General features: G+C 40.8%; 8 protein-coding genes and 1 pseudogene. All 9 read left to right on the top strand.

What is annotated here, in order from left to right; all coding sequences use genetic code 11:
• Positions 1-208 precede the first annotated feature (208 nt).
• The 9 genes and pseudogenes from ahpF to OCU56_RS15405 all read left to right on the top strand — a co-directional run bounded on the left by ahpF (position 209) and on the right by OCU56_RS15405 (position 13,900).
• Positions 209-1,801 (top strand): alkyl hydroperoxide reductase subunit F, encoded by a 1,593-nt coding sequence (gene ahpF, locus OCU56_RS15445; protein ID WP_261874857.1) that lies wholly within the window; start codon positions 209-211, stop codon positions 1,799-1,801.
• A 764-nt stretch (positions 1,802-2,565) separates the two neighbouring features.
• Complete coding sequence (locus OCU56_RS15440) at positions 2,566-2,709, top strand: hypothetical protein (protein WP_261874856.1); 144 nt, start codon at positions 2,566-2,568, stop codon at positions 2,707-2,709.
• Between the two features lie 133 nt (positions 2,710-2,842).
• Positions 2,843-3,949, top strand: a complete 1,107-nt coding sequence (wecA, locus tag OCU56_RS15435) for a UDP-N-acetylglucosamine--undecaprenyl-phosphate N-acetylglucosaminephosphotransferase (RefSeq protein ID WP_261874855.1) — start codon at positions 2,843-2,845, stop codon at positions 3,947-3,949.
• Between the two features lie 385 nt (positions 3,950-4,334).
• Positions 4,335-5,972 (top strand): hypothetical protein, encoded by a 1,638-nt coding sequence (locus tag OCU56_RS15430; RefSeq protein WP_261874854.1) that lies wholly within the window; start codon positions 4,335-4,337, stop codon positions 5,970-5,972.
• 975 nt (positions 5,973-6,947) lie between these two features.
• Positions 6,948-8,096 (top strand): ISAs1 family transposase, encoded by a 1,149-nt coding sequence (locus OCU56_RS15425; RefSeq protein ID WP_261874853.1) that lies wholly within the window; start codon positions 6,948-6,950, stop codon positions 8,094-8,096.
• Between the two features lie 130 nt (positions 8,097-8,226).
• Complete coding sequence (locus tag OCU56_RS15420) at positions 8,227-9,351, top strand: ISAs1 family transposase (RefSeq protein ID WP_261874852.1); 1,125 nt, start codon at positions 8,227-8,229, stop codon at positions 9,349-9,351.
• Between the two features lie 706 nt (positions 9,352-10,057).
• Positions 10,058-11,182, top strand: coding sequence for an ISAs1 family transposase (locus tag OCU56_RS15415; protein WP_261874852.1), 1,125 nt, complete (start codon positions 10,058-10,060; stop codon positions 11,180-11,182).
• Positions 11,183-11,208: 26 nt separating this feature from the next.
• Positions 11,209-12,282 (top strand): annotated as a pseudogene (locus tag OCU56_RS15410) (ISAs1 family transposase); the annotation flags it as partial.
• Between the two features lie 118 nt (positions 12,283-12,400).
• Complete coding sequence (locus tag OCU56_RS15405; protein WP_261874851.1) at positions 12,401-13,900, top strand: lipopolysaccharide biosynthesis protein; 1,500 nt, start codon at positions 12,401-12,403, stop codon at positions 13,898-13,900.

The raw sequence follows: 13,900 nt of genomic DNA, 5'->3' as shown, positions 1-13,900 counted from the left end.
AGCCTAGCGAAATAAGAGTCGCTAAAAAGAACCGTTAAATGTTTCTACAGGCGCGCTTCGGCCTCCCTCCTAAAGGGTCGTTGCGCGCCACCCTTTCAAACCATATACATCACAATATTTGCCGACTTGCGCCCCCTTTTTATTTTCCTTTTTCAGCAAGAAGGTATGGGTTAATACCCAAGCACAGAATTTAAGAGCAGGCACGATTATGTTAGATCAAGCAATGAAGCAGCAGCTAAAAGCATACCTAGAAAACCTAAAAACCCAAGTTCAGTTAGTGTTGAGTCTGGATGACAGCGATACCGCACACAAACTTCAAGACTTAGCGAAGGATATCGCCTCTCTCAGCGATAAAATTGAAGTCACTCGTGATGATAACGCAAGCACTCGCCACCCTATCATGCAGGTGGTGAACCAAGATAAAGGCACTGCGATTGGCTTTGCTGGTTTACCCATGGGTCACGAATTCACGTCACTGGTACTTGCACTGCTGCATAGTGGTGGTCACCCTATCAAGCTTGAAGCTGACGTAATTGAGCAAATTAAAGAATTAGATCAACCGCTTAATGTAGAGATTTTCATCTCACTATCGTGCCAAAACTGTCCAGAAGTGGTTCAGGCGTTTAACATGATGTCCGCCATTAACCCGCTGATTAAGACAACCATGATTGATGGCGCAGCATTTCAAGATGAAGTGAAGTCTCGTGACATCATGGCCGTGCCAAGCGTGTTCATTAACGGTGAGCTATTTGGGCAAGGCCGTATGTCACTGGCTGAGATTTTGAACAAGGTTGATTTGGGCGCTGCAGAAAAGAAAGCGGCGAACCTCAACCAACAAGCACCGTTTGATGTTTTGGTTGTTGGCGGTGGCCCTGCGGGATCTTCAGCGGCAATTTATGCTGCACGTAAAGGCATTCGCACGGGGGTGGTTGCTGAGCGATTTGGTGGGCAGGTTATGGATACCATGGCCATTGAGAACTTTATCTCAGTGAAAGAAACCACGGGTCCTAAGTTAGTGGCAAGTCTTGAAGAGCACGTAAAAGAGTACGGCGTTGATATCATGACAGAGCAGCGCGCAGCGAACATCATCGCAGCCGACGACACAGAAGACGGTTACATTCATGTTGAGTTAGAGAGCGGCGCAACATTGCGATCTCGCACTGTCATTACCAGTACAGGTGCTCGCTGGCGTGAAATGAACGTGCCGGGTGAGCAAGAGTACCGCAATAAAGGGGTTGCTTATTGCCCACACTGTGACGGTCCTTTATTTAAAGGGCAGAAAGCAGCGGTAATTGGGGGCGGTAACTCAGGTATTGAAGCAGCGATCGACTTGGCCGGCATCGTGGAGCACGTAACAGTACTGGAGTTTGCCGATACACTGCGCGCAGACCAAGTGCTTATCGACAAAGCGAACGCGACGGCAAACATCGAAATCATCAAGATGGCACAAACAACGCAAGTGCTCGGCGACGGCAACCGTGTTACGGGTCTGGAATACAAAGATCGCAATACGGATGAACTGAAACAGATTGAACTGGCGGGGATCTTTGTTCAGATTGGCCTAATGCCCAACAGTGAGTGGTTGAAGGGGTCAAAAGTTGAGCTGTCACCACGCGGTGAAATAGAAATTAACGCTCATGGCGCAACATCAATGAAAGGGGTGTTCGCTGCGGGTGATGTAACAACCGTACCTTACAAACAGATCATCATTGCGATGGGTGAAGGGGCGAAAGCAAGTTTGGGCGCATTTGATCACCTAATCCGTAACCCAGCGCCAGTTAAAGAAGCTGAGAGCGCATGATGTGTAAACTAAAAAGCGTTTAGGCTTAAAATATGTCAACTCAAATCCCTTGAATATTTGTTAAGTTAACCTTTTACTTTTAATGACTTAGTCAGAATTTAGACGCCACTCCTATGGATTTAGGAGTGGTTTTTTTGTTATTTTATGTGGGTTGATAAAGTATAAAAGGCACCATGAATGGTTATACTTCCACCTTAAACGATTCACAAACATCCTCTATCTGCATCATTCTCATCCATAAGGGCTTTTTTGAGGGGGTGATACAGGCCTAACACGTGCCTTTCACCTTCAATGGGGTCAAGTGCATTGGCGCTCTGCAATTTTGTAGTAATAACAAGATGCTTTCACTTATCCACTTAATGCCACTATGGGTGACAACTGTCTTGTAGGAAGCTGACAAATGCTTTGGCTACGGTTGAAAGAACGTGTTCATTGATTGAACTTACCACTCGCTCTGTAAATAGTGACTCCGTTAATAATTGTCTCTCATGTTCGCTCTATCTAAAAAGAATCTTTATTCTCATGAGTGCATAAGGCGGTGCAAATTAATGATATTCGAGTATTCATAACTGTGATGAAGTAGGTTGATTTTATAAAAAGCTATGATTATTTAAATATATTGTATGACTTTATAAATGGCGGTGGTATTGTAGGACAAGTGATACATAATATGGATGTTTGACCTCAACCGTACCTGCTTTTTATAACTGCAAATCACCACGCAACACTTATTCGCGTCGTTGCGAATCTTGAGATGAAAGTCGATGAGATCTTCACATGGATGGGCGATTTTTTATGAAATGTACCTAGGTTTTAAACATTCCATCAGTCAAACAAGATTGACGCCTTTCTTGTTTACCACGCCAACGGTAGGGGATGATTTTCTTATTCGTTCTAATGAACAATAAATAGAGAAATGACCCATTACTGTCATATTGGTGTGTTAACTTGTGCGCCCCAAATGTCTGTTTTTTATTATGTTGTACGTAAAAGCGTTCGTGTCACTTACCTTATATTTGTTATTTGCACAGGCTTCAATTCATGTCCCTTTTTGATTATTTTATTGAATTATCGATGTTTTTCTTCTTATCACTTGCCGTGCTGTACTGCATGCGAAAAGTGGGCTACGCAATCGGTCTAGTAGATAAACCTAATGCACGAAAATTGCATCAGGGGAGTGTACCACTGGTAGGGGGGATCTCCATTTGTATTACGGTCATGTACTTTTTGTACGTGAACAGAAATCACATCTTTAATGCGGAACTTTTTGCGGCGTGTTTGTCTGTGCTGGTACTCATTGGTGTGGCCGATGACCGTTTTGATATCAGTTATAAACTGCGTATGGGCATTCAAGCTGTTCTCACTTTAATTATGACCCACTACACAGGACTGACACTTACCCATATTGGTAATGCATTAGGGTTTGGTGTTTGGGAGTTCCCGAAATACGTGGATACAGTAGTGACCTTGTTTGCCGTGATTGGAGCGATTAATGCCTTTAATATGGTGGACGGCATCGATGGTTTACTGGGTGGATTGACCATTGTGGTGTTTGCTTCATTAGGGATTGTGTTTTGTGCGCACGACTTAATGCAGGCGGCTTATTTTACTTTAGTGCTGATTGTGATCATCATTCCTTTTGTTTTGTTTAACCTCGGATACTTTGGCAAGGTACGTAAAGTATTTATGGGTGATGCGGGTAGCATGATGATTGGCTTTACTGTGATTTGGATTTTAATCGGTGGTACCCAAGAGGCGCAACATGGCCAATATGTCATTAGGCCAGTAACAGCACTTTGGCTTATTGCAGTGCCTTTGATTGATATGATGGCGATCATGATCCGCCGCATCCGTAAAGGGCATTCACCATTCCATCCTGATCGTGAACATTTTCATCACATTATGCAGCGCATTGGTTTTACACCAAGAGAGTCGCTGGTAGTGATTTGTCTTGTGCAGATTATATATTCTACTATTGGCTTGTTAGCTGAGTACGCCAATGTGCCTGAGTATATTATGTTTTATACGATTGTGCTGTGCTTCTTATGTCACACTTATTGGATGACGCACTCGTTTCAAATGGCAAAAATTGTAAGAAAGTGGAAAAAAACACAAAACCTGCCAAGTGAAGAACAACCTACCTCATAATGATGCAGCACGGTTAATACCGTGCTGATGCAATAAGAAATGAAAAAACCAATAATGGCATTTGCTGTTATTGGTTTTTTTCGTTTTAAGCTAAGCCAATTATCACACCAAGTAAGTGATCAGAAATAGCGCAGGAAAATGCTCGAAAACAAGGCAGAATTCTTCGATAAGTCATTATTCTACAATCAAAAATTCTAACGAAGTTATGGGGTATGTTAACAAGCTAGAACGCCCCGTGGTTTAGTACGATTGGTATCATTACTTTGAAAGTTATAAGGAATGAAAACAAGAGTTTCTGTAACACTTGCTAACGCAAGGGAGAGTGAAAGACGGCGTGTGTCACTGCATAATATGCGCCTCAATCCATACCTCTGCAATGAATGTCATGATCGACGACCCACAACTTGAATCCTTAGCCGGTAAGACCTTCTTTGAGCAAGGCCAAGCACTGGCCAATCAATATAAAGTGACCATACAAAGCCAAACGGATCTCGAATTACGAGCACAGGTGGCGGATGATGTGGTCTATACCGTGCACATAGATTGTGAGCACCACTTTCACTGTGTGTGCAGTTGTGCTGAGAGTCGTTATCACAGCGTGTGCCAACATGGGGTGGCGGCTGTGATTACAGTGCGAGATAAGCAACAGGCGTGTCAAGATCTGCAACTTTGGCTTGCAGAGTTTCCGGTTGCTGAACTGGCGAAGATCACCTATTCATTGATTGCCCATGATCCTAATGTGTACAGTCGTTGGGTACAGAAAATGACCATAAGCCAGGCTCGTTTGTCTGTGAGCGAATTAAAGCCGTTGATTGATGATGCATTGCCAAGGGTTTCCATATGGAACTTTCCCCATGTTGCCCAGTACTTTGGTGTGGCATTAGAGAAAATGCACACTGTACAAGAGGCAATGCAATGGATGCCGTTGAATGAACAATGGGAAGTGGTGGAGTATGCCGAGACGCGTTTCTTTAAAGCGCTGCAAAATATAGAAGACACACATAACCTCCAGCAACCATTGTTTCATTATTTACAGCAACAGCAAAAAGCGTTGTTTGTCACCCTAGATTGGGATGACAATCAAAAGGTGGATTGGTTATATGCCCGTTTTACTCAACAAGAGAGCTTAATGTCCATTCCAAGGGACGTTGAGTGTGCTGAACTCAATACTGTTATCCAATTATTTTTACAGCGTTGTAGACAGGCATTGCAACAAGAGGAAATTGGCCATGATCTTGCGATTCATCTTGCCGATCCGTTACTTAAACAAGCGACACTAATAAAAGATTGGGCTGAACAAGTTCATATTTTATCGTTTATTGCATCTCGTAGCGCTGATTATTTACAGATGGCGAAAATCTGTTTGGCACATAATGATGCACGGGAAGCCAAACGCTGGCTGACAAACGCCGAGAACCTTGCTTATAAGCATTGCGACCAAATTGAATGTGTGCGTGTGGAAATCGACATCTGCATAGCACTGCAACATTGGGTCCGTGCGTGGAATTGCGTGTTAGATGCTTTTAGTGGTCGTCCCTCATTTGCCACCTTTATCGCCCTTGAACCATACTGCCAAATACTAGAACAAGACAGAAACGAGTTTGTTGACTGGTGCGAAGGGTATCTGTTTGATGTCTTCAATAGGGCAGAAAATCGTTGGTTACAAAAGCAAAGTAGCGCGCAGTTGATCTTATTTTATCTCTATTTAGACAAAGCACAGCAAGCAAAAGACCAAGCGGACATCTGTGATGGACCTGACGATGTGATGTTTGAGTTGTGTGAAGCCGTAATTAATGAACATGTAGAATGGGTGTTTGACCGTTACTTTCTGATGATTTCACAACACATCGACCTCGCCACCTATAAGGATTATGTAGAGGCCAATGAACTTATAAAGCGCATTGAGAAAGAAAGTTCGGGTTTTAAGGAGAGGGAGCGTTGTTATGCCATGCTGATAGGTCGCATCAAAGAAACGTATAAACGTAGAAGAAGTATGATGGCATTGTTGAACAAGAAAAACTAACCACACAGCAAATTATAGTTTGGGTAATTATTCATGTGCCAAAGTAAGGGAGGCTTTGTGATGCTGCTTATCATTGCCTCTGTTTAAGCGAGAGTCCACAACCAGGCAGGAGTCAGATAGGAAAGTGATGGCGAGTTGTGTGGCGTAGGTAAAATGCTTAGCCAATTAGAAATGATGCGATAACATGCAACAAACTATCAGGTGTCATAACAAAGTATCAATAAAAAAAACATACAGAGAGTTGAACTGGAGAAGGTTATTTACCTTTGGTGCTTGAAATTCTGCCTATTTCAACGCTACAGTGTATGTAAGTTATTGATATATAGTAAGAGCTGGTGGAATTTCTGTTCTTGTTTTTAAAGGCTAGTCACCACCTTTTGATTATGTGATCATACGCACCTTTTGATCGCGCGCTATTGTTAACCCACTATTGACACGCGTCAGAATAAACGGCGTAAGGTTATGTTTTTAATTGGTATTTAAAATACTTTTTTGAAAAGGGGAGACATGACTCGGCGACCCAATAGAGTGAAAATCACTCAGTTAGAGCTTGGAGTGTGTCACTTAAACGGGTTGTGTGGAATAATCACGTAAAATTTGTCATTAATATTCAGTGCTTATTGGGGCTTTCCCAAGGGCGGTAGCGTGGTTGAATGTCTCTCATTTGCTGTTAGGTTCAGGGCGAACAAGTGGTATTTTCGCACTGATTCTTAAATTTTCCGGATGACATTACAAAAAATAGTTTGATGCGGTGAACTGGCGTGAGCTTATAATGTTTGAGGTGAAAACTAGGGGAGAAATTCAGGGAAAAATCATGTAGATGCCCATGTTTAAAGGCTTCGTGACGTATTGAGTTCACAATTTTTGAACTTCATTCGTTAGCGTTATCACATAACAATCAATGATCTGATGATCGATTTGTAGATCATTTTCAGTGTTATCTAATACCTCCATAGATAAATTGGAGGTCCAACAATGAGTAACCAGCACCCATTTATGCATTTCGATGTCATTCCAGATTACCGACAACAAGGCAAAGTCGAGCACAAGTTAACTGATATCATTCTGTTAACAATTTGTGCTGTGCTTTCTGGTCAAGATGACTGGAAGGCGATTAGTCTTTACGGTGAAGCTAAGTTGGATTTCTTGAAGCGATTTGGCGATTTTAGTCATGGTGTTCCATCTACTTCGACGATAGCTAGAACGATGGGTATGATTAGTGCGACTCGACTTCAAAAATGCTTCATTGAGTGGATGAAAGATTGCTGTGAGTTAACCAAAGGTGAAGTGATAGCCATTGATGGTAAGACTGTCAGGGGCTCTTATGATGACTCTCGCGGTCTTGGCGCAATTCACATGGTGAACGCTTTTGCGACTGAAAATGGCGTTAGTCTCGGACAACACAAAGTTTACGAAAAATCCAACGAGATCACCGCTATTCCAGAGTTGCTCGAACTGCTTGATATATCAGGCTGCTTGGTCACTATTGATGCTATGGGATGCCAAAAGAAAATCGCTCAAAAAATACTAAACAAAAACGCAGATTATTTGTTGGCGGTAAAAGGAAATCAAGGTCGTTTGGAGCAAGCATTCGATAATTATTTCGATATGAACATGCTCCAAAAACACGATGGCGACTCTTACAGCACGCAAGAAAAATCCCGAGGTAGACAAGAAACCAGGTTGGCATTAACGAACACGGATTTAAGTGTTTTAGGTGATTTGGCGTTTGACTGGCCAGAGCTAAAAACAATGGGTATCGTCGTTTCTGTTAGACAAGAGGAAACAGTGGCGAAAGAGTCAGAAATCACAGTGAGATACTACATTAGCTCGAAAGATTTAAATGCTAAGGAATTGTTAAATGCAACGCGTTCACATTGGTTGGTCGAGTCGATGCATTGGTCTCTCGATACGACATTTGGTGAAGACGCGTGCCGAAAACGGGCAGAAGAAAGTGCAGAGAACTTTGCAAGGATCAGACAGATGTGTTTGAACATGCTGAAGAGTGAAACGACTTTGAAAGCGAGTATTAAGCACAAAAGAGCGATGTGTGCGATGGATTCTGAGTACCTTTTGAAGGTCAGGGAAAAATCATGTAGATGCCCATGTTTAAAGGCTTCGTGACGTATTGAGTTCACAATTTTTGAACTTCATTCGTTAGCGTTATCACATAACAATCAATGATCTGATGATCGATTTGTAGATCATTTTCAGTGTTATCTAATACCTCCATAGATAAATTGGAGGTCCAACAATGAGTAACCAGCACCCATTTATGCATTTCGATGTCATTCCAGATTACCGACAACAAGGCAAAGTCGAGCACAAGTTAACTGATATCATTCTGTTAACAATTTGTGCTGTGCTTTCTGGTCAAGATGACTGGAAGGCGATTAGTCTTTACGGTGAAGCTAAGTTGGATTTCTTGAAGCGATTTGGCGATTTTAGTCATGGTGTTCCATCTACTTCGACGATAGCTAGAACGATGGGTATGATTAGTGCGACTCGACTTCAAAAATGCTTCATTGAGTGGATGAAAGATTGCTGTGAGTTAACCAAAGGTGAAGTGATCGCCATTGATGGTAAGACTGTCAGGGGCTCTTATGATGACTCTCGTGGTCTTGGCGCAATTCACATGGTGAACGCTTTTGCGACTGAAAATGGCGTTAGTCTCGGACAACACAAAGTTTACGAAAAATCCAACGAGATCACTGCTATCCCAGAGTTGCTCGAACTGCTTGATATATCAGGCTGCTTGGTCACTATTGATGCTATGGGATGCCAAAAGAAAATCGCTCAAAAAATACTAAACAAAAACGCAGATTATTTGTTGGCGGTAAAAGGAAATCAAGGTCGTTTGGAGCAAGCATTCGATAATTATTTCGATATGAACATGCTCCAAAAACACGATGGCGACTCTTACAGCACGCAAGAAAAATCCCGAGGTAGACAAGAAACCAGGTTGGCATTAACGAACACGGATTTAAGTGTTTTAGGTGATTTGGCGTTTGACTGGCCAGAGCTTAAAACAATGGGTATCGTCGTTTCTGTTAGACAAGAGGAAACAGTGGCGAAAGAGTCAGAAATCACAGTGAGATACTACATTAGCTCGAAAGATTTAAATGCTAAGGAATTGTTAAATGCAACGCGTTCACATTGGTTGGTCGAGTCGATGCACTGGTCTCTCGATACGACATTTGGTGAAGACGCGTGCCGAAAACGGGCAGAAGAAAGTGCAGAGAACTTTGCAAGGATCAGACAGATGTGTTTAAACATGCTGAAGAGTGAAACGACTTTGAAAGCGAGTATTAAGCACAAAAGAGCGATGTGTGCGATGGATTCTGAGTACCTTTTGAAGGTTCTGGCAAGCCTTTATTGACGGGGATGTTCGTGATTTTTCCGTGTTTTGAAGGTTCTGGCAAGCCTTTATTGACGGGGATGTTCGTGATTTTTCCGTGGGGAGAAATTGAAGCATTTGCAGCAGATAATGGTGTTTTGTTGATAGAATCCCAGGGAAAAATCACGAACATGCCCATGTTTAAAGGGTTCGTGACGTATTGAGTTCTCAATTTTTGAACTTCACTAGTTAGCGTTATCACATAACAATCAATGATCTGATGATCGATTTGTAGATCATTTTCAGTGTTATCTAATACCTCCATAGATAAATTGGAGGTCCAACAATGAGTAACCAGCACCCATTTATGCATTTCGATGTCATTCCAGATTACCGACAACAAGGCCAGGGAAAAATCATGTAGATGCCCATGTTTAAAGGCTTCGTGACGTATTGAGTTCACAATTTTTGAACTTCATTCGTTAGCGTTATCACATAACAATCAATGATCTGATGATCGATTTGTAGATCATTTTCAGTGTTATCTAATACCTCCATAGATAAATTGGAGGTCCCAGGGAAAAATCATGTAGATGCCCATGTTTAAAGGCTTCGTGACGTATTGAGTTCACAATTTTTGAACTTCATTCGTTAGCGTTATCACATAACAATCAATGATCTGATGATCGATTTGTAGATCATTTTCAGTGTTATCTAATACCTCCATAGATAAATTGGAGGTCCAACAATGAGTAACCAGCACCCATTTATGCATTTCGATGTCATTCCAGATTACCGACAACAAGGCAAAGTCGAGCACAAGTTAACTGATATCATTCTGTTAACAATTTGTGCTGTGCTTTCTGGTCAAGATGACTGGAAGGCGATTAGTCTTTACGGTGAAGCTAAGTTGGATTTCTTGAAGCGATTTGGCGATTTTAGTCATGGTGTTCCATCTACTTCGACGATAGCTAGAACGATGGGTATGATTAGTGCGACTCGACTTCAAAAATGCTTCATTGAGTGGATGAAAGATTGCTGTGAGTTAACCAAAGGTGAAGTGATCGCCATTGATGGTAAGACTGTCAGGGGCTCTTATGATGACTCTCGTGGTCTTGGCGCAATTCACATGGTGAACGCTTTTGCGACTGAAAATGGCGTTAGTCTCGGACAACACAAAGTTTACGAAAAATCCAACGAGATCACTGCTATCCCAGAGTTGCTCGAACTGCTTGATATATCAGGCTGCTTGGTCACTATTGATGCTATGGGATGCCAAAAGAAAATCGCTCAAAAAATACTAAACAAAAACGCAGATTATTTGTTGGCGGTAAAAGGAAATCAAGGTCGTTTGGAGCAAGCATTCGATAATTATTTCGATATGAACATGCTCCAAAAACACGATGGCGACTCTTACAGCACGCAAGAAAAATCCCGAGGTAGACAAGAAACCAGGTTGGCATTAACGAACACGGATTTAAGTGTTTTAGGTGATTTGGCGTTTGACTGGCCAGAGCTTAAAACAATGGGTATCGTCGTTTCTGTTAGACAAGAGGAAACAGTGGCGAAAGAGTCAGAAATCACAGTGAGATACTACATTAGCTCGAAAGATTTAAATGCTAAGGAATTGTTAAATGCAACGCGTTCACATTGGTTGGTCGAGTCGATGCACTGGTCTCTCGATACGACATTTGGTGAAGACGCGTGCCGAAAACGGGCAGAAGAAAGTGCAGAGAACTTTGCAAGGATCAGACAGATGTGTTTAAACATGCTGAAGAGTGAAACGACTTTGAAAGCGAGTATTAAGCACAAAAGAGCGATGTGTGCGATGGATTCTGAGTACCTTTTGAAGGTTCTGGCAAGCCTTTATTGACGGGGATGTTCGTGATTTTTCCGTGACAACAAGGCAAAGTCGAGCACAAGTTAACTGATATCATTCTGTTAACAATTTGTGCTGTGCTTTCTGGTCAAGATGACTGGAAGGCGATTAGTCTTTACGGTGAGGCTAAGTTGGATTTCTTGAAGCGATTTGGCGATTTTAGTCATGGTGTACCATCTACTTCGACGATAGCTAGAACGATGGGTATGATTAGTGCGACTCGACTTCAAAAATGCTTCATTGAGTGGATGAAAGATTGCTGTGAGTTAACCAAAGGTGAAGTGATAGCCATTGATGGTAAGACTGTCAGGGGCTCTTATGATGACTCTCGCGGTCTTGGCGCAATTCACATGGTGAACGCTTTTGCGACTGAAAATGGCGTTAGTCTCGGACAACACAAAGTTTACGAAAAATCCAACGAGATCACTGCTATCCCAGAGTTGCTCGAACTGCTTGATATATCAGGCTGCTTGGTCACTATTGATGCTATGGGATGCCAAAAGAAAATCGCTCAAAAAATACTAAACAAAAACGCAGATTATTTGTTGGCGGTAAAAGGAAATCAAGGTCGTTTGGAGCAAGCATTCGATAATTATTTCGATATGAACATGCTCCAAAAACACGATGGCGACTCTTACAGCACGCAAGAAAAATCCCGAGGTAGACAAGAAACCAGGTTGGCATTAACGAACACGGATTTAAGTGTTTTAGGTGATTTGGCGTTTGACTGGCCAGAGCTAAAAACAATGTGTATCGTCGTTTCTGTTAGACAAGAGGAAACAGTGGCGAAAGAGTCAGAAATCACAGTGAGATACTACATTAGCTCGAAAGATTTAAATGCTAAGGAATTGTTAAATGCAACGCGTTCACATTGGTTGGTCGAGTCGATGCATTGGTCTCTCGATACGACATTTGGTGAAGACGCGTGCCGAAAACGGGCAGAAGAAAGTGCAGAGAACTTTGCAAGGATCAGACAGATGTGTTTGAACATGCTGAAGAGTGAAACGACTTTGAAAGCGAGTATTAAGCACAAAAGAGCGATGTGTGCGATGGATTCTGAGTACCTTTTGAAGGTTCTGGCAAGCCTTTATTGACGGGGATGTTCGTGATTTTCCCGTGGATGAAACGGCTTTCATAAAGTACTCGGAAGGCTTGAATGACGGAGATGTTCATGCGATCACCGTGTATATATAACAGTAAAGAGCAATAAATTTGAATTTAAATAGAGCTTTCAAAAATACAAGTTTTATGTATATAAGACTGATTATTGTAACATTATTATCATTATTAATTGTAAGATATTTATTAAAATATTTAGGAGTGTTAGATTTTGGGATATTTAATCTAATTAATGGTGTAATATTATTAATGGGATTTATCAGTACTGCAATTTCCATTGGAGTACAAAGAAGTATAAGTTACTCGATACCCCTAGGGAAAGACAAAATATTAGAATCATATAATAGTAATTTAGTCCTTGTAAGTTTAGTGGCAAGCATATTATTAGTTACCGCATTAGTATTTTCAAAATATATAGTACAATCATTAAATATACCTATAGATAAAGTCGACTCTACATTAATATCATTTAAAGTGTTAGTTGTCATAATGTTTTTAACCCAAATTGGTTCAATCAATACAGCTTTAATCCAAGCAAATGAAGATTTTCATCTTGATGCATTATTAAGTATTATTTTTACTACCTTGAATTTGGCTTCAGCATACAGTTTACAGTTTATAAATGATAATCAAATAATTACCTATGTATATAGTTTATTATTTATAACAATAACTGTTGAGCTTATAAAACTCATTTATACTAGAAAAAGATATCTAAATGTTTTCTTTGATTCGAATAGTATTTCTTATAAAGAAATACTATTGTCGATGAGTTTTATTGGTTGGATGTCAATTGGGACTGCATCAGCAAGCGCTCGAGTCAATGGTACCAACATAGCTTTGAATCTGTATTTTGGACCAATAGTCAACTCTGCATATGCGATTGCCAATCAAACTGCATCTAAAGTACAGTTATTGTCAACAAATATAATAGCAACGTTAAAGCCAATGATTTACAAGTGTGAATCGAGAGGAGATAGAGAAGAGTTATTGTCCTTAAGTACCTTTGCGAGTAAATGTGGTCTAGTAATGATCATGATACCTGGTCTTGCATTCATATTTGAAATGGAAACAGTTTTAAATTTGTGGCTAGGTGATGTTCCTGAATATACAAGCACTTTTTGTAAAGTCATGGTATTAACTATTATGGTTAATATGATGACAAATGGATTGCAAGTTGCAATACAAGCTATTGGTGATATGAAATTGTACCAGTTAGTTGTTGGTGGATTATCATTATTAAGTCTACCGATAATTGTGATTTTAGCTAGTCAAGGTGTTGAGGCAGAACCGTTAATATTGGTAGCTCTAGTTATAGAGGCCATAGCCGTGATTGCAAGAGTATATATATTGTCGATTAAAGCATCCTTAAATTGGAAGGTTTATATAATTGATGTTATTTTCAGTGCGATTATTATGGGGCTTCTATTAGGAGGAATACTTTACATTGAAACAAGAGTTATTGAACCTAGTATAATTAGAGTTCTGTATTCAACAGCAATATCAGTGATCTCTGGAGCTATATTAACCTATTTAATAATGTTAAATAGGGATGAAAAAATGATTGTCAAAAAAATACTTATGAGAAGATAA

This window comes from Vibrio rarus, from assembly GCF_024347075.1.
Classification (GTDB): domain Bacteria; phylum Pseudomonadota; class Gammaproteobacteria; order Enterobacterales; family Vibrionaceae; genus Vibrio; species Vibrio rarus.
Note: the sequence above shows the minus strand (reverse complement) of the source record. Positions and strands in the feature narration are given on the sequence as shown.

What these genes read in the sequence shown, in the direction of transcription:
- OCU56_RS15425 (WP_261874853.1), top strand. Translation starts at nt 6,948, where the DNA reads ATGAGTAACCAGCACCCATTTATGCATTTCGATGTCATTCCAGATTAC.
- ahpF (WP_261874857.1), top strand. Translation starts at nt 209, where the DNA reads ATGTTAGATCAAGCAATGAAGCAGCAGCTAAAAGCATACCTAGAAAAC.
- OCU56_RS15420 (WP_261874852.1), top strand. Translation starts at nt 8,227, where the DNA reads ATGAGTAACCAGCACCCATTTATGCATTTCGATGTCATTCCAGATTAC.
- OCU56_RS15415 (WP_261874852.1), top strand. Translation starts at nt 10,058, where the DNA reads ATGAGTAACCAGCACCCATTTATGCATTTCGATGTCATTCCAGATTAC.
- wecA (WP_261874855.1), top strand. Translation starts at nt 2,843, where the DNA reads ATGTCCCTTTTTGATTATTTTATTGAATTATCGATGTTTTTCTTCTTA.
- OCU56_RS15430 (WP_261874854.1), top strand. Translation starts at nt 4,335, where the DNA reads ATGATCGACGACCCACAACTTGAATCCTTAGCCGGTAAGACCTTCTTT.
- OCU56_RS15440 (WP_261874856.1), top strand. Translation starts at nt 2,566, where the DNA reads ATGAGATCTTCACATGGATGGGCGATTTTTTATGAAATGTACCTAGGT.